The following is a 24,644-nucleotide window of genomic DNA, read 5'->3' on the forward strand; positions in this document are numbered from 1 at the left end:
ATTTTTATAATAGTCGAAAGTTTGAAAGTTATAAGTCAAAAGTCACATAGGGCTTTAAAAACTTTATAACATTAGACTTTAAGACTATTAAAACACCTCGAGTTACTTCTCTAAACTTCAAACTAGTTTTGAAGCGCTAGTTATAAAAAACAGTGTTTTTTATAAAAAATCGGAACGGTTTACGGGTATAAATCCTAAAAACTTATATAAATGCCAAAGTAGAGATGCGATTAATCACATCTCTACCGTAACAAATTTTAATCTATTCTTCTAAACGAATGTCAAGTCCAAGACCTTTTAATTCGTGCATCAATACATTGAATGATTCTGGCAATCCTGGTTCTGGCATAGACTCTCCCTTAACGATTGCTTCGTAAGTTTTAGCTCTACCAATTACGTCATCCGATTTAACTGTCAAGATTTCACGTAAAGTACTTGATGCTCCATAAGCTTCAAGTGCCCAAACCTCCATCTCTCCAAAACGTTGACCTCCAAATTGTGCTTTACCTCCAAGTGGTTGTTGTGTAATCAAAGAGTACGGTCCGATAGAACGGGCGTGCATCTTATCATCAACCATGTGTCCAAGTTTCAACATATAGATAACTCCAACTGTCGCTGCTTGGTGGAAACGTTCTCCAGTACCACCATCATAAAGGTGTGTATGTCCAAAACGTGGTATTCCAGCTTCGTCAGTCAATTCATTAATTTGATCTAAAGTTGCTCCATCAAAAATTGGTGTAGCAAATTTTCTACCCAAGTTTTGTCCAGCCCAACCTAATACCGTTTCATAAATTTGACCAATGTTCATACGTGAAGGTACCCCAAGTGGGTTCAATACGATATCAACTGGCGTTCCGTCTTCCAAGAAAGGCATGTCTTCATGACGAACGATACGAGCAACAATACCTTTGTTACCGTGACGTCCTGCCATTTTATCCCCAACTTTCAACTTACGTTTTTTTGCAATATATACTTTAGCTAATTTCAAAATTCCAGCTGGCAACTCATCACCAACAGTAATTGTGAATTTCTCTCTACGTAATGCACCTTGTAAATCGTTCAATTTAATTTTATAGTTATGAATTAAATCATTAACCATTTTATTAGTTGCATCATCAGCAACCCATTGACCTTTACTTAAGTGAGCAAAATCTTCAACAGCATAAAGCATTTTTTGAGTATATTTTTTACCTTTTGGTAAAACTTCTTCACCCAAATCATTCATTACCCCTTGAGATGTTTTTCCGTTTACGATCAAGAACAATTTCTCTACTAATTTGTCTTTTAATTCAACAAACTTAGTTTCGAATTCCATTTCAAGTGCTCCTAAAGCATCTTTATCTTGCGTACGTTTACGTTTATCTTTAACTGCTCTTGCGAACAATTTTTTGTCTAAAACAACACCATGTAAAGAAGGAGACGCTTTTAATGAAGCATCTTTTACATCACCTGCTTTATCCCCGAAGATTGCACGAAGCAATTTCTCTTCTGGAGTAGGATCTGATTCTCCTTTTGGAGTAATTTTTCCGATAAGAATATCGCCAGGTTTAACCTCTGCTCCAATTCTAATCATACCATTTTCATCTAAATCTTTAGTAGCTTCTTCAGAAACGTTCGGTATATCGTTCGTTAATTCTTCGTTACCTAATTTAGTATCTCTCACTTCTAATGAATAATCATCAACGTGAATAGATGTGAAAATATCATCACGAACTACTTTCTCAGAAATAACGATTGCATCCTCAAAGTTGTATCCTTTCCATGGCATAAACGCCACTTTCAAATTACGACCTAAAGCCAATTCACCATTTTGAGTAGCATATCCTTCAGATAATACTTGTCCAAGAACCACTCTATCCCCTTTTCTTACGATAGGTTTAAGGTTGATACTTGTTCCTTGATTGGTTTTTCTAAATTTAATTAGATTGTATGTTTTCTCATCAGATTCAAAACTAACCATTCTTTCTTCCTCAGTACGGTCGTATTTGATAGTGATGATGTTTGCATCTACATATTCTATAACTCCATCTCCTTCAGCATTAATCAATACTCTAGAATCAGAAGCTACTTGACGCTCTAAACCAGTTCCAACAATAGGAGCTTCAGGACGAATTAATGGTACGGCCTGACGCATCATGTTAGATCCCATCAAGGCTCTATTCGCATCATCATGTTCTAAGAAAGGAATCAAAGAAGCAGAAATTGAAGCAATTTGATTTGGAGCTACATCCGTATAATCAACTCTTGTAGGTTCAATTACAGGGAAATCACCTTCTTGACGTGCAATTACGTCTTCAGCAGTAATTTTACCAGTACCATCCATTTGGATATTTGCCTGAGCAATCATCATTCCTTCTTCTTCTTCTGCGCTTAAGTAAACTGGAGTAGACTCTAAATCTACCACTCCATTAGTTACTTTACGGTAAGGTGTTTCAATGAAACCCATTCCGTTTACTTTAGCATAAACACCAAGAGAGGATATCAAACCAATGTTTGGTCCCTCCGGAGTTTCAATCGGACATAAACGACCGTAATGCGTATAGTGAACGTCACGTACCTCAAATCCAGCTCTCTCTCTCGAAAGTCCACCAGGTCCTAGTGCAGATAATCTTCTCTTGTGCGTAATCTCAGCAAGTGGATTCGTTTGATCCATAAACTGTGACAACTGGTTTGTACCAAAGAAAGAGTTGATAACTGATGATAATGTTTTAGCATTAATCAAATCAATTGGCGTAAACACCTCGTTATCTCTAACGTTCATTCTCTCACGAATAGTTCTAGCCATACGCGCTAAACCAACACCGAATTGTTGAGACAATTGTTCTCCAACTGTTCTAACACGACGGTTTGATAAGTGATCAATATCATCAATCTCTGCTTTAGAGTTGATCAATTCGATCAAATATTTCACGATAGTTATGATATCTTCTTTGGTCAAGACTTGCTTTTCCATTGGAGTATCTAAACCTAATTTTTTATTAATTCTATAACGACCAACTTCACCTAAGTTATAACGTTGATCAGAGAAGAATAATTTATCTATAATACCACGAGCAGTTTCTTCATCAGGCGGTTCTGCGTTACGCAATTGTCTGTAGATATGCTCAACAGCTTCTTTTTCAGAGTTTGTTGGATCTTTTTGTAACGTATTATGAATGATGGCATAATCACCTTGATTAGCATCTTCTTTATGTAACAAAATAGATTTAACGTTAGAATCAATGATTTCTTCCACATTATCTTTATCGATAATTGTATCTCTATCAAGGATTATTTCGTTACGTTCGATAGAAACAACCTCACCAGTATCTTCATCTACGAAATCCTCATGCCATGTATTTAATACACGAGCCGCTAATTTTCTACCGATATATTTTTTAAGACCTGTCTTAGAAACTTTAATTTCCTCAGCAAGGTCAAAGATTTCAAGGATATCCTTATCTCTTTCGAAACCAATTGCACGGAATAAAGTAGTTACAGGTAATTTTTTCTTTCTGTCAATATAAGCATACATTACGCTGTTTATATCTGTAGAAAATTCTATCCAAGAACCTTTAAAAGGAATTACTCTGGCAGAATATAATTTAGTTCCATTTGCGTGGAATGATTGACCAAAGAAAACACCTGGAGATCTATGTAATTGCGAAACAACTACACGTTCAGCACCATTGATAACAAAAGTACCACTCGGCGTCATGTAAGGAATTGTACCAAGATATACATCTTGAACAATTGTTTCGAAATCCTCATGTTCTGGATCTGTACAATATAGTTTTAACCTTGCTTTTAAAGGTACACTATACGTAAGACCTCTTTCTATACACTCTTGAATAGTGTAACGTGGTGGATCTACAAAATAATCAAGGAATTCTAATACAAAGTTATTTCTTGTATCAGTAATTGGGAAGTTTTCCATGAAGGTATTGTAAAGCCCTTCGTCGCCTCTTTCGTCAGATTTAGTTTCTAATTGAAAAAAATCTTTAAACGATTTAACCTGAACATCTAGAAAATCTGGATATTGAGGTATGTTTTTTGTAGAGGCAAAATTTAATCTTTCAGTCTGATTTGTAATCATCAATGGAGAAATTTTGATTAAAAAAAGTAGTTTTTGTGCAAAACACTGTTTAATTTATAAAACAATCTATACTTTTTTTTTATAATCGATACATCTTTAAAAATAATTCAAGAGAGACTCTTTCCTATATTTTCTTTCATCGTATTGATTTAAAAACCTATTGTATTTATGCTATTTTATAATAAAACTTAAAAATAATTTTATTATACGAAAAATGGTTTAGGCCTTGGAAAAACATCCAAGACCTAAACCTTATTCTTAAAACAGAGATAAACTATTTAAGTTCAACCTCAGCTCCAGCTTCTTCTAAAGATTTTTTAAGACCTTCAGCCTCTTCTTTAGTTACACCTTCTTTAACTGTACTTGGTGCGCTATCAACTACATCTTTAGCTTCTTTCAAACCTAAACCTGTAAGTTCTTTAACTAATTTCACAACAGCTAATTTAGAAGCACCAGCTGCTTTTAATACTACTGTAAACTCAGTTTGAACATCTTCAGCAGCAGCTTCACCACCACCTGAAACTACTACAGCTGCAGCAGCTGGTTCGATTCCGTACTCATCTTTTAATATTGTTGCTAATTCGTTAACTTCTTTAACTGTAAGGTTAACCAATTGTTCTGCGAATTGTTTCAAATCTGCCATTTTTTCTATCGTTTTAAAATGATTTGTAAAAATATAATTTATTTATTGTGCGCTTTTTTAAATAAAATTAGAGTAGAACTCTATTTTTATTATGCTTCCACTTCTTCTGAAGCCTCTTCGCCTTTTGCGAATTGGTTTTGAAGTGCAGAAATAACTCTTTGAGCTGGTGATTGCAATAATCCAATGATTTCGCCGATAAGCTCTTCTTTAGATTTAATAGTTGCTAATGCATCTAATTGATCATCTCCAATGTAAACTTCAGCATTAATATAAGCTCCCTTCAATACAGGTTTAGCCGATTTTTTGCGGAAATCTTTGATTATTTTTCCAGGTGCGTTAGCAACATCTGAAATAAAGATAGCGCTACTTCCAGTTAATACTGATGGTAAATCACCATAATCATTATCAGAAGCTTCCATTGCTTTTGCAAGCAAAGTATTCTTAACAACCTCTAATTTTATACCTGCTTTAAAACAAGCTCTTCTTAAGCTTGAAGTAGCCTCTGCATTAAGTCCAGAAATATCAGATACATAAATAATATTTGTACCGGCTAACTGTGCAGTTAAATCTTCAATCGCGATTGATTTTTCTTCTCTAGTCATACTAAAAATTTTTAACTACCAATTATACTGCTTTAGGATCCAATGCAATTGCAGGACTCATCGTGCTAGTTAGGTAAATACTTTTGATGTAAGTTCCTTTAGCCGCAGTTGGTTTAAGTTTGATTAATGTTTGAATAATTTCGTGAGCATTGTCAATAATTTGTTCAGCCCCAAAAGAAACTTTCCCAATTCCTGCATGCACAATACCAGTTTTATCAACTTTGAAATCGATTTTACCAGCTTTAACCTCTGCAACAGCTTTTGCAACATCCATAGTTACAGTACCTGTTTTAGGGTTAGGCATTAAACCTCTAGGTCCTAAAATACGACCTAATGGACCTAATTTACCCATAACAGAAGGCATAGTGATGATAACATCAACATCTGTCCAACCGTCTTTAATTTTTTGTAAATAGTCATCAAGACCAACAAAGTCAGCTCCAGCAGCCAAAGCTTCCGCTTCCTTATCTGGAGTAACTAATGCCAATACTTTAACATCTTTACCAGTTCCGTGAGGTAATGTTACCACACCTCTTACCATTTGATTCGCTTTTCTTGGATCTACACCCAAACGAACTGCGATATCAACAGACTCATCAAATTTTGCAGAAGCAACTACTTTTATTAATGCCGCAGCATCTTTAAGAGAGTATAATTTGTTCTTTTCAATTTTTGAAGCAGCCTCTTTTTGCTTTTTTGTCAATTTTGCCATGTCTTTCTCTTAATTAAAAAGGAGCTTCTCCTGATACAGTTATACCCATAGATCTAGCTGTTCCAGCAATCATGCTCATAGCAGATTCGATTGTGAATGCATTTAAATCTACCATTTTATCTTCAGCAATTGCTTTGATAACATCCCAAGTAACGCTAGCTACTTTTTTACGATTTGGCTCACCAGATCCAGACTTTAGCTTTGCAGCTTCCATTAACTGGACTGCCGCTGGAGGAGTTTTTACAACAAAATCAAATGATTTGTCTTTATACACAGTAATTTGTACTGGGCATATTTTGCCGGCTTTATCTTGTGTTCTAGCATTAAATTGCTTACAGAACTCCATGATGTTCACACCAGCAGCTCCTAAAGCAGGTCCAACCGGTGGCGACGGGTTCGCAGCACCTCCCTTAACTTGTAGTTTAACTACCTTACTAATTTCTTTAGCCATTTTTTAAAAAATTTAACACTGCAATCATTGGAAGCGATTGCGATGGATATTATAGATGTAACAAAAAATTATACTTTTTCAACTTGCATAAAACTCAACTCCAATGGTGTTTTTCTTCCGAAAATCTTAACCATTACTTCCAGTTTACGCTTCTCTTCATTAATTTTTTCAACAGTTCCGTTAAATCCATTAAAAGGTCCATCAACAACCTTAATAGTTTCTCCAACGTTGAAAGGAATAGAACGAGTATCTGTATTAACAGCTAATTCATCTACCTTACCTAACATTCTGTTTACTTCTGAAATTCTCAAAGGAACAGGCTCACCACCCTTAATTTCCCCTAAAAAACCAATAACACTTGTTATAGACTTAATAATATGAGGTATTTCTCCAACAAGATTAGCCTCGATCATAACATAACCAGGGAAATAAACCTTGTCTTTGATTATTTTTTTTCCTTCTTTTACGGTAACCACTTTCTCAGTAGGAACTAAAACTTGCGAAACATAATCAGTCATTTCTAATCTTGCGATCTCAGTCTCAATATATGCTTTTACTTTATTTTCTTGTCCACTTACTGCTCTAACGACATACCACTTTTTAACATTATTATCTGCCATAACAAAAAAATTTAAGCTTTTATCCAGTTAAAAAATCCAGCTAAAGCTTTTGCGAAAATTTCATCAACTCCCCAAGTTGCCAAGGCGAATAATACTGAAAAAACGGCAACAACAATCGTTAGACGTTGCACCTCAGGCCATTCTGGCCAAGTTACATTTGACTTTAATTCCTCAAATGCTTCCGATATATAATTTACAACTTTTGTCATTATGATTAGTTTTTTGCACGGGCGGAGGGATTCGAACCCCCATCAACGGTTTTGGAGACCGCTATTCTACCCTTGAACTACGCCCGTATGTTAAAAGCCAGTTAGATTTCAGTTAAGAAAATTAACTGGCTTTATATAATTTTTAGGATTAACCTACAATTTCAGTTACTTGACCAGCACCTACTGTTCTACCACCTTCACGGATAGCGAAACGTAAACCAACGCTCATTGCGATTGGGCTTAATAAAGCTACATTGATAGTTAAGTTGTCTCCTGGCATTACCATTTCAACACCTTCTGGAAGAGTAATAACTCCTGTAACGTCAGTTGTACGTACGTAGAACTGTGGACGGTAGTTATTATGGAATGGAGTATGACGTCCACCTTCTTCTTTTTTCAAGATATAAACCTCAGCTTTGAAAGTAGCGTGTGGTTTTACTGATCCTGGCTTAATGATAACCATTCCTCTTTTGATAGATTCTTTATCAACACCTCTTAACAATAAACCTACGTTATCTCCAGCTTCACCTCTATCAAGGATTTTACGGAACATCTCAACTCCTGTAATAGTAGAAGTTAATTTTTCAGCCCCCATACCAATGATTTCAACAGCATCACCTGTATTAGCAATACCAGTTTCGATACGACCTGTAGCAACAGTTCCACGACCAGTAATTGTAAATACGTCCTCAACTGGCATCAAGAAAGGCTTTTCAGTATCTCTGATTGGCTCTTCGATCCAAGCATCAACAGCTGCCATCAATTCAAGAATTTTAGGTACCCAAGTTGGATCATTATTCAATCCTCCTAAAGCAGAACCTTGGATTACTGGACAGTTATCACCATCATATTCATAGAAAGACAATAAGTCTCTAATTTCCATTTCAACTAACTCTAACAACTCAGCGTCATCAACCATATCCACTTTATTCATGAATACAACCATTCTAGGAATACCAACTTGGCGACCTAAAAGGATATGCTCACGAGTTTGAGGCATTGGTCCATCAGTTGCAGCTACCACAAGAATAGCACCATCCATTTGAGCAGCACCAGTAACCATGTTTTTTACGTAATCCGCGTGACCTGGACAGTCAACGTGAGCGTAATGACGATTAGCAGTTTCATATTCAACGTGAGATGTATTAATTGTAATACCTCTTTCTTTTTCTTCAGGAGCATTATCAATTTGATCAAATGATCTTGCTTGACAGTAACCAGCATCAGATAATACTTTTGTGATTGCTGCTGTTAAAGTAGTTTTACCGTGATCTACGTGTCCGATCGTACCAATATTTAAGTGTGGTTTCGAACGGTTAAAGGTTTCTTTTGCCATTTTACTTAATTTTTAATCTTGTTATATATTAATTTTTATTTCTTACTTACTTGAGCCAACTACGGGAATTGAACCCGTGACCTCTTCCTTACCAAGGAAGCACTCTACCTCTGAGCTAAGTCGGCAGAGAATGATGTTATGGTTTTAAACAATCAATTGTTTTACCAATTGAAATCTTTCCACACACTCTTATTCGGATTAACTCCCAAAAGGTCGTTGATCCTGCACCGAAGTTTTCGGTGCTCAAACTTTTAAATCAAATTTACTAGAAAGAAAACTTTCGGATAAATCATTATTTAAAAGATTGTGGGGAGAGCAGGATTCGAACCTGCGAAGTTTACACAGCAGATTTACAGTCTGCCCTCGTTGGCCGCTTGAGTATCTCCCCTTTTTCTTATCAATAAAACCATGAACATTTTCCAATCGTATTGGAAATTTAGAGCCGGCGGAGGGACTCGAACCCACGACCTGCTGATTACAAATCAGCTGCTCTAGCCAACTGAGCTACGCTGGCAATATCAATAAAAAAAGTCCGCTATTTCTAACGGACTGCAAATGTAGAGATTTTATCTATGAATCAAAACATTTTTTTAAAAAAATTTATATTAAATATGAGAACTTATCTTTTCTTTTCTTTTTACTAACAATCTCTCTAACGATTCTGAGGAAAGTTCTATAGCTTCTTCAAATGTTTTACATTGTTTTTTTACCAGAAAATCATCACCAGGAACATTAATTTTTATCTCTGCAATCTTATTCTCCTTGTCACTTGTGTTTTCAACTTTTAAAAAAACATCGGCAGAAACGACTTTGTCATAATACTTTTCAAGTTTATCTAATCTATCTTGAACAAAATCTACTAGCTTTTTGTCAACTGTAAAGTTAACTGCATGAACACTTACCTTCATAATTTTCTTTTTTAATTATTAATCATTCTCAAAATCACTTTCGTCCACGAGGATGAGCATCTCTATGCACACTTTTAAGCCCCGCTAAACTATTATGTGTATAGACTTGGGTAGAAGCAAGGCTAGAATGCCCTAACAACTCTTTAACTGAATTCAAATCTGCACCATTATTAAGTAAATGCGTCGCAAAAGTATGTCTGAGTATATGCGGGCTTTTTTTTACCTTTTCTGATACAGTACTAAAGTAAGTATTTATTAATCGATACACAAAAGTTTCATTCAATTTTAACCCTTTTTTATTGAGAAAAAAATAATCGTCATCTACAATTACAGACAAACCAATCCTTTCCTTTAAATATAACGAAAACTGACCCAGAACTACAGGCAAAATAGGAATTAGACGTTCTTTATTTCGTTTTCCTAACACCTTAATCAAAGCATTGGAAAGATCAACACTTTCAATCTTTAATTGAATTAGTTCTGCCCTTCGGATACCTGTTGTATAAAACAAATCAATTATCAATTTATCTCTAACCTCTTCAAAACCACTTCCGTTTTGCATTTGATTTAAAACAGCATCTACTTCGTTTTCAGAAAATGGAATTTGAATATTTTTAGAAACTTTTAGCGCCTTATGTTTGACTAACGGACTAAGCGGAATTTGTTTTATCTTCAATAAAAACTTGTAATAAGCTTTTAAAGAAGCCATTTTTCTATTTACAGAACCATTGGTGACTCCTTCATCAACTAACGAAATAATCCAATTTCGTATGTCATTGTAATCGACATGATCTATATTTTCTTGATTATAATTAACTTTGCTAAAAGACTGAAAAGAACTAATATCAGCACAATAAGCCATTAAAGTATGAGGTGAATACTTTTTCTCGAACTGTAGATAATCCCGAAATGCATCTTGATTTGTAGCCATAAAAAAACCGTTAGCATCAAAGTTATAAATTTTTGATGACTAACGGTATTTTATTTAATGGAATCGATTAACTCTCTAAGTTATCTCTCATATTTTGGATATAAGCCGCTTTTTGAATTTTGATTCTATTGGTTACTGAAGGCTTAATAAAAGCAGTACGTGCTCTTAGTTGACGAACAGTTCCTGTTTTATCAAATTTTCTTTTGTAACGTTTTAACGCTCTATCGATATTTTCTCCGTCTTTAATTGGTATAATTAACATAATATAGACACCCCCTTTCTTTAAGTGTGCAAAAGTAATCAAACTTCTCAATTATAAGGCATGAATTAAGGAAAATTTAAAAATATAAAACAATTAAGCTTTACTGTCACAATCAAACCAATAAAAAAAGCCAATTCATCAATGACAAATTGGCTTTTTTGATATAAATAAATACCTGATTAAATTTAAATACTAATTATTCAACAGCAGGTTTATAATTTTTATTATCAATAATCATTTTGGATAAAATTTCTTTTAAAATTTCAGAGGTACCACCACCAATTGGACCTAAACGACTGTCTCTTAACAAACGTGCCAACGGATACTCTTCCATATAACCGTAACCACCTAACATTTGCAAACAACTGTAAATTGTTTCATCTGCTACTTTAGTAGACTTTAATTTAGCCATGGTTGCCTCTTTAACCACATATTCGCCTTTATCTAATCTTGCTACAGCAGCATAGTTAAAGACTTTGCAATGCTCTACATCTGTTGCGTGCTCAACGATTGTATGTCTTAATGCTTGGAATTTATCAATCGTTCTTCCAAAAGCTTCTCTTTGAGACATATATTCTATAGTATAATCTATAGCATACTCTGCTCTAGCATGACCGTTGATAGCCATAATCAAACGTTCTAATGCAAAATGCTGCATAATATATGGGAAACCTTTACCTTCTTCTCCCATCAAATTTTCAACAGGAATTTCGACATTATCAAATGCAATTTCGGCAGTATCTGAAGCTCTCCAACCCAACTTGTCTAATTTTGTTGCAGAAATTCCTTTTGTGTTTTTATCAACAAGAAGAATACTTATTCCTTTATTTCCTTGACTAGGATCTGTTTTAGCAGCCACTACATAGTAATCTGCATAAACACCATTTGTAATAAAGGTTTTAGATCCGTTAATGATATACTTATCCCCTTCTTTTATTGCAGTTGTACGCATTCCTGCTACATCACTACCACCAAAAGGTTCACTAATACACAAAGCTCCTATTTTATCACCAGCAATACTAGGTACTAAATATTCTTGTTTGATTCTCTCATCCCCTTCAGCATTCAAATGCGTCATAGCTAAATATGAATGTGCCCACATTGCAGCAGCAAAACCTGAAGATTTAATTTTTTGAAGTTCTTCTAGAAAAACAACCGTGTAGAACAAATCTAGATTTAAACCTCCATAAGCTTCAGGACATCTGATTCCAAAAAAGCCCATTTCACCAAACTTTTTCCATATAAATCGTTCAATTGTACCTGTTTTTTCCCATTTTTCAATATGAGGCACTACTTCTTTTTGTAAAAATTCTTTCAAACTTTTTCTAAACAATTGGTGCTCTTCTGTGAAATAAATTGATTCCATATAAATTCTATCTTTTTTTTAACAAATTAAGTTTACTAAAACACATCGCAATAGCAATGTATCTCAGCGTTATTATTTTTAAATGTCGTAAATGAGTGATATGTATAAATCTAAAAAGAACAGGTTGCAAAAGGAAGATTTTACAATTAATTATAGATTTTAGTAGTACCCAATTATAGACTTTTAATTAAAGTCCAAATATAAAGTAATTATTTTTGCTTTATCAACAGGAAAAGCCTTAACTTTTGTTAAATCCTCAATATTTTTAAAATCACCGTTCATGCTTCGATAAGTAACAATCTCTTTAGCTAATGGATATCTAAAATAATAGAACTTTGATAATTCCTTTAAAGAAGCATTATTAATATCTATTTTTTTTATTTCAGGAAGTGCACCAATCTTAAAATGAAGATTTAATTTCTCAATTACTTCGGGCGATAATCCCCAAACGTCATTCATTTGTTCCATAGAAACAAAGCCACCAATAATTTCTTTTTGTTTCAAAATACGCGAGGAGATCACTTCACCTATTCCATAAACTTTTATTAAATCCTCTTGTGTTGCTTGATTTATATCTATGACAACTATTTTATCTTTTTTAAGAAAAACTGGATTAGAATTTGAATCATATTCTTTAAACTTCTTTTTATTGTTTACCCAATCAGGGAATTTAAAAAAAGGTGCTATCTTCTTTAATAAGGAATCTGATATTTGTGTTAGTTTTTGAAATTCTTGTGCCGAGTTAACAAATTTATTTTCTTTTCTAAAATTTAACAAACGGTCTATTTCTGCAACTGACATTCCTAGTTTGTATCCTTTGTAATCAGTAATGAAATTTGGATTAAAAAGATAAACCACATTACTCTGGCTTTTATCATTACGTTGTATAGAATCGAATTCTGCTTGTAGGGAAAGCCACTCTTGTTTACCAGCCTCTTCTTTGAAAACAATTGAAAAGTCACCGAAAAAATAAACAAGCTGTAAAGAAATTATAATTAACAACAAGAATAAAACTCCTATTCTCTGTTCCTTAGAAAAATTAAAATGAGATCGAATATTTTTAAACGCCATTAGATACCTTAATTTATTTAAAAATATAACTAATATTCAAAATAATACACTTTTCACCTATTTAATTTATAAATAAAATTACTACAAATAGAAAAACCTTGTTCCATAAACATCTGAAACATTTAAAAAATAAAAACACAATTACTTACTCTTACTTGAAAGCAAAATTTAAAACACAAGATTCAAAATAAAAATTTTAACAAGATTTTCTTATTCAAGAACTAGTATTAATGGAGTGAAAAACGCTGAAAATTGTAAAAAACTATATTTTATCAGTGAAAACTTTAATTATTGTTTTTATTTTTTACAAAAAACAATACATTTGAGATCTAAAAACAACAAAACCAAAAAACATATGTCAATTTGGAAAACGAAACCGCTTTCGGTTTTACTAAATGAAGCTTCAGAAGATGAAAAAGGATTAAAGAGAACACTATCTGCAAAATCACTTGTAGCGCTAGGAGTTGGTGCTATTATTGGTGCGGGATTATTTTCTCTAACAGGTATTGCAGCAGCAGATAATGCCGGTCCAGCAGTTACACTCTCTTTTATATTAGCCGCAGTAGGATGTGCATTTGCAGGACTATGTTATGCTGAATTTGCCTCTATGATCCCTGTAGCAGGAAGTGCTTACACCTACTCTTATGCTACAATGGGTGAATTTGTAGCTTGGATAATCGGTTGGGATTTAGTGTTAGAATATGCCTTAGGAGCCGCAACAGTAGCGGTCAGTTGGTCTCAATATGTAGATAAATTTCTCGGGAATTATGGTATTCACATACCGCAATCCATCTTGCATGGTCCCTGGGACACGACACCAGGAATCATTAATTTACCCTCCATATTAATTATCTGTTTACTTTCTGTTTTACTAATACGCGGTACAAAAGAATCTGCATTAATAAATAACATACTTGTTATTTTGAAAGTTACCGTGGTAATTGTATTTATTGCTTTAGGATGGGGCTTTATGAATAGCGCAAACCACACACCTTTTATACCTGTAAATGAAGGAGAAGCTCTTTTAAGTTCTGGTAAGATGTCATTTCTTAATTTCTTTAGTAGTGATTATTTTGGTCATTATGGATGGAGTGGTATCTTAAGAGGTGCTGGAGTTGTATTTTTTGCTTTTATTGGTTTTGACGCCGTATCTACTGCTGCACAAGAAGCAAAAGATCCACAGAAAGGAATGCCAATTGGTATTTTAGGATCATTAATAATTTGTACTATATTATACGTTCTTTTTGCTTTTGTTTTAACTGGTTTAGAAAACTACCTTAATTTTAAAGGTGATGCAAGTCCGGTTACTACTGCATTTGCAAAAACAGGATACACCTTCTTAAATTCTGCACTTACGATTGCTATTATTGCAGGATATACATCTGTAATGTTAGTAATGTTAATGGGACAAAGTAGAGTTTTTTACAGCATGAGTGTAGATGGTTTATTACCTAAATTTTTCAGCACTTTACATACTAAAAACAGAACACCTTACAAAACGAATCTTCTTTTTATGGTGTTTGTGAGTTTGTTTGCGGGATTTGTTCCTGTATCAGACCTTGGACACATGGTAAGTATTGGTACATTGTTCGCTTTCTCACTTGTTTGTATTGGAGTAATTGTTATGAGAAAATCCAATCCAGATGCAGTAAGAGGTTTCCGCGTACCATTTGTACCATTGTTCCCTATTATAGGTGTACTAATCTGTTTAGTATTAATGGCTGGCTTACCTATTGAAAGTTGGGAAAGATTAGCAATTTGGATGGTTCTTGGTGTTGTAATCTATTTTTTATACAGCAAGAAAAATAGTAAATTAAACAATCCAGAAAAATAATTTACCTCAATTAATAAAAAAAAGGATTATAAAGTAGTACTACTTTATAATCCTTTTTTTTATTAATCAAATTATAATTTATAAATCAAATACAGAAGTTCTTTTGGCACGAACTAAATCTTTAAGCCTAATCCAAAAAGCCAAAGTAAGATAAACGCCAAAACCTAAACCTACTGTTACAAACGAAATGTATATAAAGAATAATCTTACCGTACTTGCTCGCATCCCTAATGTATCTGCCAAACGAGAAGAAACATGAAAACCATGTTTTTCAAAAAAGAACTTTAGTTTTATAATAGCAGACATTGCAACTTAAATTTTTAGTTATTTACAAAATTACAAAATAAACCCATTCATGAGTTACAAATAAGCTAATTGAATTATTATTTGATTATTAATTAGTTATTATTTTTTAACAATTCTATTCCAATTACACATTCTAAACATCTACTATTATTACAATACTCTTTTTTAAGTTGTAGCAATGATTGCGTTTCTAAAGCATTCTTTGGTTTAATTCCAAAAGAAATAAACTTATCAATAATTGCATTTTTCTCAGCAGAAACTTCAGTTAAAAGTTCCATTAAATCCTCAGAAACTTCTTTTCCTAAACTTTTAGCATAAGCGAATTGCAATGGAATAATTGTATTTATGAGAATTAAATCAATAAAAGATTTAGAAAGTGTTTTCTTTTTTTTGGGACTTTCTTTATCAAACTGATAATGATTTTGCCAATAGGGAGCTGCGCAAATTTGAAACAGCTGATAACTCTCTTTCAAAGATTGTAAACTACTTATTTTTGAAAATAAGTTCTGATGCGTATGGTATAAATTAGCTAATTGTGACAATCTTATAGTTGGGAAGTTATCCGGTCGGTGTTTAAAAAACTGTACCGGTGGAACAACTATTTTATCTAATTGGTATTTATGTAACAAATAAAAATAGCGGAATTTTAAATCTTTAAAATAGTTATCTTCTTTTTCGTTATCTAATAATCCTGCAGTTCCAAAAATAAGAGCTTCAAGATTTTCGACTTCAAAACTTTCTTTACGAATTACTGAAAAAGGAATAGATTGAGCAATTTTCATAAAAATTTCACCGTTTGTATTCAAACCGAAATTTTTTGCTAACAAACAAAATAAAACAGATTCCCAGTCTTGATTCGTTTTTTCTAATAAATCAAAAATTGGTTTTGATTTTGTCTCTAGACGTTCAAAAAAAAGACGCTCTTGCCAATTTTTAAACGTAAATTCATCAATAGTTCTCAAATCTTTTTCGCAATAAATCCATGATTTAGGTGCGACCAAAGAATGGTAATTATTTAGAGTATCAGAATCTACATAATCCTTAAGTTCTAATACCGGAATTTCGCTATTATCACTTCTAAAAACTGCTGCATCATTTTCCCATACTACATGCAAAATTACATTTTCATAACCGGAATCTTTCTCGTGCTGGTGGAGATACCAATCCGATGATTTAAGATGAATCTCTACGTTTCCCGCCCATTTCTGATTTCCAATTTTAATTTGTGCATTGAAAAAATCGGGACCTGCAAGTTCTAGATACTGCCCAACATGGATGATCGTAAGGTTCTCTAAGTTCGAGGTTTTTAAATTTAAGGAATCAAACTTCTTGAATTTCCAGAGATAATGTAGAAAATCTTCTTTCATCTTTACCGTATTAGATTGAATACTAATGTAGTAAAAATAATTAAAAGTAAGTTATTTCGAACATAAATCGGAATTACATCCCTTTTAAGAATGGTAATTGAAAGATTATGAAGTAAATATTTAGCGCAGTAAGTACAATTTAGCGCAAGCACGAGCATCAGATAAAGCTTCGTGATGATTTAATTGAATATTCATTTCTCGGCAACAATCACTCAACTTTGTTGGTTTAAGCCCTTTAGCTTTATATATTTTTACGGTACATTCCCAACGAGAGGCAAGGTTTAAATCGTCATAATCTAAACTATAAAGCGCCATAGATTTAGACAAAACATTCCTGTCGAAACTTTCGTTATGCGCCACTACAATTTTGTTTTGCAGCCTTTTTTTTATTTCTGGAAAAACCTCGGCAAAACTTTTCGCATTCATGGTGTCTCTAGGATGAATTCCGTGAACTTGAATCGTAAAAGGAGAATATAAATTATTTGGAGGTTTAATCAAACTGACAAATTCATCCACTATTATTCCGTTTTCTACTGAAACAATCCCAACAGAACATGGATGAAATGCAGTTGCTGTTTCAAAATCTATTGCGGTAAAAGTCATTTTTGGGAGTAAATTATTGAATTAAAAATTAAGAGAGATTCTTGTGTTTTTTTTTATAACACAATCACTTTTAATTAAAAAAGCCACAAATTAAAATAGTTAACGAAAAATAAATTTTAGCTAAATAGTCTAACTCGTGGCAAAAAAAAAAAAATCTTATTTTATAGAACCAATAATATCGTATTTCGTAATAATGTGGTGTGCACCATTTTCTAATTCGACCAATACGGCTGCATTATCTTTAGTAAATAATTTTGAAACTTCTTCTATAGCAGTTCCTTTTTTTACAATTGGGAAAGGTTTACCCATAATATCCTTAATCGGTTTATCGGCTACATCTTTATTAGCTACATAACTTTGAAACAAATCACTTTCATCTACAGACCCTACAAAACCGGTAATATCTATTACTGGTATTTGAGATATTTTATATTTTCGCATGCGTTCGATAGCGTGTGAAACTAACTCTTCTGTACGAACTACGATTAATGGTTTAGTGATATGATCTTTGATTACATCTTCTGCTTTTGTAATTTCTTCTTCAAGAAAACCTCTTTCACGCATCCAATCATCATTAAACATCTTTCCTACATACCTGCTTCCTGAATCATGAAATAAAACAACAACTACGTCTTCTGGTTTAAAATGTTCTTTAAGTTGTAACAAGCCTTTTATGGCAGCTCCGGCTGAATTTCCGACAAAAATACCTTCTTCTAAAGCTATTTTTCGGGTATAAACTGCTGCGTCTTTATCTGTTACTTTTGTAAAACCATCTATCAATGAAAAATTTACATTTTCTGGCAAAATGTCCTCTCCTATTCCCTCTGTGATGTACGAATAAATTTCATTCTCGTCAAAAATTCCTGTTTCATGGTATTTTTTAAACACCGATCCGTAGGTATCAATTCCCCAAATTTTAATGTTTGGATTTTTTTCTTTCAAGTATTTTGCAACACCCGAGATTGTTCCGCCTGTTCCTACTCCTGAAACAAAATGAGTTATTTTCCCTTCTGTTTGCGCCCAGATTTCTGGTCCTGTTTGCTCATAGTGTGCAATAGCATTGGATGGATTATCGTATTGATTTACATACCAAGAATTTGGTGTTTCTGTTGCTAATCGTTTGGAAACTGAATAATAAGAACGTGGATCTGTAGGCTCAACATCTGTAGGACAAACGACTACTTTTGCTCCAACAGCACGAAGAATATCCATTTTTTCTTTAGACTGTTTATCTGATATTACACAAATTAATTTATAGCCTTTAATGATTGCTACCAGAGCCAATCCCATTCCTGTATTCCCAGAAGTTCCCTCAATTATAGTTCCACCTGGTTTTAAGCGACCATCAGCTTCTGCATCTTCAATCATTTTAACGGCCATTCTATCCTTAACAGAGTTTCCGGGATTAAAAGTTTCTACTTTGGCCAATACTAGCGCCTCTACTTCTGCGGTAACTTTATTAAGTTTTACTAAAGGAGTATTCCCTATAGTCCCTAATATATTTTCTGCGTATTGCATTTAATTGTAATTTTTTAGATTGTAATTTTTTAGAAAAACTTTTGCAAAGATACGTTTTTGTTACAAAACATTCTTATGAATGCTATTTTGCGTTCGTGATAGTAGCGACATCCTTTGCTTGCGTTCTTAAGCAAGGAAAGATATAGCGGATAGCACGTTAAAACGCCATGAAAAATTACAAAAACTTTTTTGTGAATTTAGTTGAAGAAATTCCAGATTAAACCAAAACGAATGGTAAAATCGCGGGAAGGATTAGTGGGAGAAGCATAAAAATCATTGCCCATAAATGAGGAATTAAAATGTTCTAGCTTGAAGTAAATTCTGGTTCTTTGCACTTTGGCATTTACAAAAAAATCAAGATTAGGATGATTGCCTATTTGCTTGTTGGTTTGTACAAAAAACTCGCCTATCACAGGATTATAATCATTCGCAAAATACTTAGAAAAGTAATTTAATGTTACTCCTGTTTGCAGAAACAAAGCTTTTTTGAACATGTATGTTGTATAATAAATCGTGTTTCTGGTTACTATATCTGGAACGTTTAAAATTTCATTTGTTTGCTTTACTTTTTGATACAAAATGGTGTTGTCTAAAGCAAATTTCCCAAATTTAAATTCTCTACTGGCTTTTACCGAAAGGTAATTAATGGTACCATCATATTGCGCTGGGCCAATAATTTGAGTTCTAGCTGTTTTTTGAAGATCGGTAGAGTTGTCCTTGAAATACAAATGATCCTTCATTACTGACAAATATACTTCTGCATTTATCCAAGGTGAAATGGCATTGGCTTTTATAACATTAATTTTTTCGTTTTTAAAGTCATTTGACCAATTGTACTGCACATAACTACTCTGGTACAAATTATAATTGCTATTAGGCAGTTTGTTGATGTTTTGATACTGAAAAGCCAGCTGAATATCGTCATTCCAATCGTATTTTAATTGCGCATCGAGATTAGAAAGAGATTGTGCTGTAATAGATCTTGAATATAAAAATGTACCGTTCCATTTATCATGTCTGTACTCATACTGTCCGCCGGCACTATTGATTTTTTGGCTAAATGCACTAGGAATCGTGTTTTGATTGTTAAAAATAAGGATTCTGTTGTAGTAATAATTGGATCTGAAATCATCTGCAAAAAAAACAAATTTCCCTAATGTAGTATTTTCATAAACCAGACCTGCGCGATTATACATCTTATTGTACCTTGTTTGATCATTGATTCCGTAGTCTAAGAATGAATTTCCAAAACGTGATACGATTTTATTTCCCACAAAAGAAGGAATAGTGGCTTGATAGAATTCGAAAAACTTATTTTCGTAATTGAACTGATGCGTAATATAAAGATTGTTGGATCCTTTTTCAGGGTTGATTCTAAAGTTATGATCTACAAAAATTCTCTTCCCTTTTAAGAATGACTTAGCATCGTTCAAAAAAACTTCAAAACGTTGTCGATTGTTATAGTTAGGATCTTTACTTTCAAAATCTTGAATGGTGGTGATGCCGCCATTCTCACCGTTTAAAATATCTTGATAGGTATAATGCGCATTTGCAAAATAGCGTTTGTTTTTAGTATTATAACTTGTTGTAAATCTAAAATTTCCTGTACTAGCAAGTTGATTGATATATTCGCCCTCTGAACGCAAACCTTTATAAGCTATAGAAAAATTAAGATTTTCAGAAGTGTTTAAGGTAATAAAGGCATCTACTGATTGCCCTTTTTTGATGGTGGTTTTAAAATACAATTCGGTTACAGGAGTAGCCACAGAATAATATCTAATTTGGTTGGCTTCTAAAAAATTAAAATGCTTTGCTTTAAAACCAAATTCTGGATAGGGAGATAAGTTCGTGAGGCTATATTGTAGCGTATTGTAAGTTTGTCCCTCATTTGCAAAAGGCAAAAGACCAAAAGTATCTTTTCTTAGATAATTATGACTGTACTCTTTTTGAATAGTCAATGAAGTATCGATATAGGTAGTATCTCTCTCTAAAGTAATTACTCTATAAAGGTCGATTGGAGCTATTTTAATTTTTGTTGTATCCTTTACTTGCTTTGGCTGACTTGGAGTTTGCGCAATACATATATTAGTTAATAATAATAAAAGAAATATCGCTTTTTTCATAAATAAATAAACAGGAATTAATTGCTAAGCAAAAATAAGATTAGTGTTGAGTTTTACCTCAAAATTATAAAAACCAAAGGTAGTTAAATAAATAAAAAGATGTGATTAAAGCTGATTCAATATCATTTTTAAAACTTATTCCTCTACTAAAACTATAATTAAATTTATCAAGATTTTAATTACTGAATAAAAATAGCCGGGGAAATTTATTAACTATTATGCTACTCTTTGATTTTAAACTACAATTAAGATTTAAAATTGTATCTAACTGCGCTAGGATTGCAACAGCATTTTTTTTATTTCATTTTCAAATACCTCTAAGGTATAATTTCTAGACCAATTGGCAGCAAGAATTTGTTTTTTATCAAAAACCTGTGGACTATTAAACACAGTTTCGATCTGCAAAATATCTTGTTCAAAGTTCATATTTAATAGAATCCCACGATTGTTCTTGTCTAACATATAAGGAACACAAGAAACCGGAGTGGAAATTGGAACACAACCCCAAAACATTCCTTCGGCAATGGCTTTGGGCCAACCTTCACTCTTAGAAGGTAAAATTACAAAGTGACTTTCTTGATAGGCTTTTTTTAAAGCTGCTTTGTTTTGATTCCCTTTTAAAATAACAATTCCATTTAACTGATTGGCATAGCAATAGTGTTCTAAATTCTTTCGTTCTTTTCCGTCACCATAAAGAGTTAATTTAACTTTATATCCTTTTTGAAACAATCGCTGTACTAACTGAATGGCATACAATGGGTTTTTACCTGAAACTAAAGCGCCAACAAAAACAAAATCAATCGTTTGCTGAAGAGTCTTTTCTAAAATAGGTGTCTTTTCGGCTTCTGAATACGTTGCGGTAAAAAAGGGTTTTATATTTTTTGTACTTCCCTCCCATTCTCCATAGACTAAAACGGTCATGTTACGAGTTAAAAAAGTATTCGACAAAATCCATTTTTGTAATTTATATGTCCAAGGTTGTTGTGATTTTGGATCCCAATTACCAGCATATTTAACTGTTTTAGGTTTTGATGGAAAAGCAATTTGAACTAAACAACCTAACAAACCAATATTTCCAGGACAACGCAAGTGAATGTGATCGGCAGAACGCATGGCTCTGAAAATTTGCCAACTAATTTTTGGTGTTTTTATTACTGTTCGAAATAATCCCTTTAAACTCAATACATCAAAATTATCAATGGATAAAAACTTGATTTTAGGATGAATATAAGAACTATCAATTGCTGTTTTATCCGTGAATGTTAATGGAGCAACCACAATAAGTTCTGTTGCATATTTTGCCCAAATGTTCATTTCATTTACATAAGGGGAATAGGCAAAATAGTCGTTTTCGTATTTTAGATGAGGAACGTGAGTGATGATGAGGAATTTCATAGTAATATGTCTGAAAATTTATTACAATAAGTACTAATACTAAATTTTTCCAGAAAAGTTTTTCTAGCCTCAAAACCCATACTTACTTGATAATCAATATTATTCTCCACTCTACTAAATAAACTTACCATTGAATCAATATTAGGATCGAATTTAAAGCACTCTTTACCATCTGTTAGATAATCCGCTAATCCTACCTCATTAGATATTAATAGTGGGGTTTGATTCATCAGCGATTCTATTCCAACGACATTAAAAGCATCAAACTTTGATGGAATTATTGAAAAATGACATTCGTTTAAATAATCATCAATTTTATCATATGAAATTCCTCCAAAATATTCAATAGAACTATTATTTTTACTCAATTCTTTTATCTCATTTTCTTGTGCGCCTGTACCAGCAATTTTTAAAATAATTTTAGAATGCCTAAATTCCTTTTTATACAGTAAATAAGCCTTGATTAAATCTACTACTCCCTTAGAATTATCTAATCTACCTAAATAACTTATTATAATAAAATCGTTTTCAATATTTTTTTTATTTTCAAATCTATCTATCATTGGATTTAAAAGTACAATTGCTTTATCTACATTGTGAAATAATTTCAAATCTTTTTTAGCTAGTTCTGATGGGCAAACAATTATATCACAGAAGAATTTGTAAAATATTTTTTTTCTAATAAATTTAACTTTTTGCTTTAATGATGTTTTTTTTTCGTCCAATAAAAGCTGTTCAGATAAAGTATGATAATAGACATATGTGTTTACCCTTCCTAAAGAAAGTAACTTTGACATCGAGACACTAATATTGCTACCTACAAAATGCCCAATTACAATATCTGGTTTATATTGAAAATACAACTTACTGAACCAAAAAAAATCTTTTAAAGTAGTGGGTCTTTTTTCTGTCGGCCAAGAGTAAATAATGATACTACCTTGAGTTTTTTTTATTGTAAGTTTTTTTGAAAAATACGGTTTATGAGAAATGAAAATAACTTTATGTCCTAAATCACCCAGATGATGCGCCAAGCTATAACTCATACTAGAAAATGATATTTCGCTAAAATTGTGACTGATAAGTATTGTTTTCATTATTATTTTTTAATTCTATGGCGAAACATTATATCCTAAATAAATTTGACTTTAGCACTTTAATTGCATTTATATAGTTTGTGATTTTTATTACTAATTATGAGATATGCCATCCCTATACTGAAAAAAGTAATCACATTAATGCAAAATTTTTGTAAACCATGCGTCATTATTATTTATTAAAATCAAAAGGAATATTTTTATTGATTTAAATAAATTTCATTTTTCTCTCGGCTTATCAAAAAGCAAACTCCACAATCCAAAGGTTCTTCCTAGTGCTTCTGTAAAAGCTTGTTTTCTTTTAGAGGTGGTTACTGTATTAGAAAATTTTATCAAAGTTAATAGTATCGTAATTGCATACCATTTGAATTGATCTTTACCAACAGGTTTTGGATTTTTTACCCTCCAAACATACCAACCGTTGCGCACTACCATTCTCCCATATTGGTACTGATTGGGTCTGCCAGAAGCATCGTGATAATGATATAATTGAGCCGCTGTATTTAGATATAATTTCCCTTTTTTCGCCACTCTTATACAAAAATCGGCGTCTTCATATAAACCGTAGCCTTCAAAATAAGTAGAAAACTGAAAGCTATTAAAAACTGTTTTTTTAAAAGAAGAAACTCCACCCATTAATTGTTCTACTGGATATATTTCTCCACTAGGTGGCAAAAAACCAACACTTCTGCCGTGTGAATAAAGACTAGAAAATCCAGGAGGGCAATCACTATCCAAACCTAACTTTTTTCGTAAAACAAAACGTGAACTCTCTTTGCGTTTCCAGCCATCAAAATAAAATTCCTTTTTCGAGGCCTTATATTCTTTGCCAACTTTTTTCCATTCTGTTTCATTAATGATGTAACCTCCAACTCCTAAAGCGTCAGGATGAATTTTATAGGTAAGTAACAATTTTTCGAAATAGTCAACTTCTAAAACCGTATCATCATCCAAAAAACAAATAATTTCGGAATTCGAATTTACCTTAGTAATTCCAAAATTACGTTGTTTGGTTAAACCTCTTTCTTGATCAGAAACTAGAAAATAAACTAGATTTTTAAACTGATTATCTTGCAAGGCAGTTTGTGTCTCTTGATTGAGAGAGCCATCAACAATTAAAATTTCATCTGGATAAATAGTTTGTTCCTTAACCGATTGCAATAATTGAAACAATGGTTTTGGACGCATATAAGTGCATATGATTAGAGAAAATTTCAT

Annotated in this window: 22 protein-coding genes and 4 tRNA genes; 1 reads left to right on the forward strand and 25 read right to left on the reverse strand. The window is 32.7% G+C overall.

All coding sequences use genetic code 11. The features are described 5' to 3' along the window. Window positions 1–262: 262 nt before the first annotated feature. The 17 genes from rpoB to J3S90_RS01595 all read right to left on the reverse strand — a co-directional run bounded on the left by rpoB (window position 263) and on the right by J3S90_RS01595 (window position 13,186). The gene (gene rpoB / locus J3S90_RS01515; RefSeq protein WP_210644251.1) at window positions 263–4,075 is read right to left on the reverse strand and encodes a DNA-directed RNA polymerase subunit beta; all 3,813 of its coding nucleotides are present in this window, start codon (window positions 4,073–4,075) and stop codon (window positions 263–265) included. A 274-nt stretch (window positions 4,076–4,349) separates the two neighbouring features. Next, window positions 4,350–4,718: a 50S ribosomal protein L7/L12 gene (gene rplL, locus J3S90_RS01520; RefSeq protein WP_188049613.1), complete on the reverse strand. Its 369-nt coding sequence runs from the start codon at window positions 4,716–4,718 to the stop codon at window positions 4,350–4,352. An 89-nt stretch (window positions 4,719–4,807) separates the two neighbouring features. After that, entirely contained in the window at window positions 4,808–5,320 is a 513-nt protein-coding gene (gene rplJ / locus J3S90_RS01525) for a 50S ribosomal protein L10 (protein WP_188049612.1), read from the reverse strand. A 22-nt stretch (window positions 5,321–5,342) separates the two neighbouring features. After that, on the reverse strand, window positions 5,343–6,032 hold the full coding sequence (gene rplA / locus J3S90_RS01530) for a 50S ribosomal protein L1 (protein ID WP_188049611.1): 690 nt from the start codon (window positions 6,030–6,032) through the stop codon (window positions 5,343–5,345). Between the two features lie 13 nt (window positions 6,033–6,045). Continuing rightward, window positions 6,046–6,483 carry a 50S ribosomal protein L11 gene (gene rplK / locus J3S90_RS01535; protein ID WP_121925843.1) on the reverse strand — a complete coding sequence of 146 codons (438 nt, stop codon included), beginning with the start codon at window positions 6,481–6,483 and terminating at the stop codon, window positions 6,046–6,048. Between the two features lie 68 nt (window positions 6,484–6,551). Further along, entirely contained in the window at window positions 6,552–7,103 is a 552-nt protein-coding gene (gene nusG, locus J3S90_RS01540) for a transcription termination/antitermination protein NusG (RefSeq protein WP_188049610.1), read from the reverse strand. A gap of 11 nt (window positions 7,104–7,114) precedes the next feature. Beyond that, entirely contained in the window at window positions 7,115–7,312 is a 198-nt protein-coding gene (gene secE / locus J3S90_RS01545) for a preprotein translocase subunit SecE (protein WP_188049609.1), read from the reverse strand. Window positions 7,313–7,328: 16 nt separating this feature from the next. Beyond that, window positions 7,329–7,399: transfer RNA gene (locus J3S90_RS01550), tRNA-Trp, on the reverse strand. A gap of 61 nt (window positions 7,400–7,460) precedes the next feature. Further along, on the reverse strand, window positions 7,461–8,648 hold the full coding sequence (tuf, locus tag J3S90_RS01555) for an elongation factor Tu (RefSeq protein ID WP_210644253.1): 1,188 nt from the start codon (window positions 8,646–8,648) through the stop codon (window positions 7,461–7,463). A 53-nt stretch (window positions 8,649–8,701) separates the two neighbouring features. Further along, a tRNA-Thr gene (locus tag J3S90_RS01560) sits at window positions 8,702–8,773 on the reverse strand. Window positions 8,774–8,955: 182 nt separating this feature from the next. Then, window positions 8,956–9,036, reverse strand: a tRNA-Tyr gene (locus tag J3S90_RS01565). 52 nt (window positions 9,037–9,088) lie between these two features. Further along, a tRNA-Thr gene (locus tag J3S90_RS01570) sits at window positions 9,089–9,162 on the reverse strand. Window positions 9,163–9,253: 91 nt separating this feature from the next. Beyond that, a complete protein-coding gene (hpf, locus tag J3S90_RS01575) occupies window positions 9,254–9,556 on the reverse strand; it encodes a ribosome hibernation-promoting factor, HPF/YfiA family (protein ID WP_188049607.1) in 303 nt (100 codons plus the stop codon). 34 nt (window positions 9,557–9,590) lie between these two features. After that, window positions 9,591–10,487 carry a tyrosine-type recombinase/integrase gene (locus J3S90_RS01580; protein ID WP_210644256.1) on the reverse strand — a complete coding sequence of 299 codons (897 nt, stop codon included), beginning with the start codon at window positions 10,485–10,487 and terminating at the stop codon, window positions 9,591–9,593. A gap of 67 nt (window positions 10,488–10,554) precedes the next feature. Further along, entirely contained in the window at window positions 10,555–10,749 is a 195-nt protein-coding gene (gene rpsU / locus J3S90_RS01585) for a 30S ribosomal protein S21 (RefSeq protein WP_035670421.1), read from the reverse strand. Between the two features lie 196 nt (window positions 10,750–10,945). Next, window positions 10,946–12,115, reverse strand: a complete 1,170-nt coding sequence (locus J3S90_RS01590) for an acyl-CoA dehydrogenase family protein (RefSeq protein WP_188049605.1) — start codon at window positions 12,113–12,115, stop codon at window positions 10,946–10,948. A gap of 183 nt (window positions 12,116–12,298) precedes the next feature. After that, window positions 12,299–13,186 (reverse strand): ComEA family DNA-binding protein, encoded by an 888-nt coding sequence (locus J3S90_RS01595; RefSeq protein ID WP_210644258.1) that lies wholly within the window; start codon window positions 13,184–13,186, stop codon window positions 12,299–12,301. 355 nt (window positions 13,187–13,541) lie between these two features. Here J3S90_RS01595 and J3S90_RS01600 point away from each other — a divergent pair, with 355 nt between their 5' ends. Further along, window positions 13,542–15,020, forward strand: a complete 1,479-nt coding sequence (locus tag J3S90_RS01600; protein ID WP_188049603.1) for an amino acid permease — start codon at window positions 13,542–13,544, stop codon at window positions 15,018–15,020. A 78-nt stretch (window positions 15,021–15,098) separates the two neighbouring features. On the opposite strand, the gene J3S90_RS01605 is transcribed toward J3S90_RS01600, so the two are convergent. The 8 genes from J3S90_RS01605 to J3S90_RS01640 all read right to left on the reverse strand — a co-directional run bounded on the left by J3S90_RS01605 (window position 15,099) and on the right by J3S90_RS01640 (window position 24,644). Beyond that, window positions 15,099–15,326, reverse strand: a complete 228-nt coding sequence (locus tag J3S90_RS01605; RefSeq protein ID WP_188049602.1) for a PspC domain-containing protein — start codon at window positions 15,324–15,326, stop codon at window positions 15,099–15,101. Window positions 15,327–15,418: 92 nt separating this feature from the next. After that, a complete protein-coding gene (locus tag J3S90_RS01610; RefSeq protein ID WP_210644260.1) occupies window positions 15,419–16,693 on the reverse strand; it encodes a DUF2851 family protein in 1,275 nt (424 codons plus the stop codon). Window positions 16,694–16,813: 120 nt separating this feature from the next. Beyond that, window positions 16,814–17,296, reverse strand: a complete 483-nt coding sequence (locus J3S90_RS01615) for a 3'-5' exonuclease (protein ID WP_188049600.1) — start codon at window positions 17,294–17,296, stop codon at window positions 16,814–16,816. 156 nt (window positions 17,297–17,452) lie between these two features. Further along, window positions 17,453–18,814 (reverse strand): pyridoxal-phosphate dependent enzyme, encoded by a 1,362-nt coding sequence (locus tag J3S90_RS01620; RefSeq protein WP_188049599.1) that lies wholly within the window; start codon window positions 18,812–18,814, stop codon window positions 17,453–17,455. Between the two features lie 197 nt (window positions 18,815–19,011). Continuing rightward, a complete protein-coding gene (locus J3S90_RS01625; RefSeq protein WP_210644262.1) occupies window positions 19,012–20,937 on the reverse strand; it encodes a putative porin in 1,926 nt (641 codons plus the stop codon). 273 nt (window positions 20,938–21,210) lie between these two features. Then, window positions 21,211–22,332: a glycosyltransferase gene (locus J3S90_RS01630; protein WP_210644264.1), complete on the reverse strand. Its 1,122-nt coding sequence runs from the start codon at window positions 22,330–22,332 to the stop codon at window positions 21,211–21,213. After that, window positions 22,329–23,426, reverse strand: a complete 1,098-nt coding sequence (locus J3S90_RS01635) for a glycosyltransferase family 4 protein (protein WP_210644265.1) — start codon at window positions 23,424–23,426, stop codon at window positions 22,329–22,331. The genes J3S90_RS01630 and J3S90_RS01635 overlap by 4 nt, the downstream gene beginning before the upstream one ends. A 219-nt stretch (window positions 23,427–23,645) precedes the next feature. Next, a complete protein-coding gene (locus J3S90_RS01640) occupies window positions 23,646–24,644 on the reverse strand; it encodes a glycosyltransferase family 2 protein (protein WP_210644267.1) in 999 nt (332 codons plus the stop codon).

This window comes from Flavobacterium flabelliforme, assembly GCF_017948675.1.
Lineage (GTDB): Bacteria > Bacteroidota > Bacteroidia > Flavobacteriales > Flavobacteriaceae > Flavobacterium > Flavobacterium pygoscelis.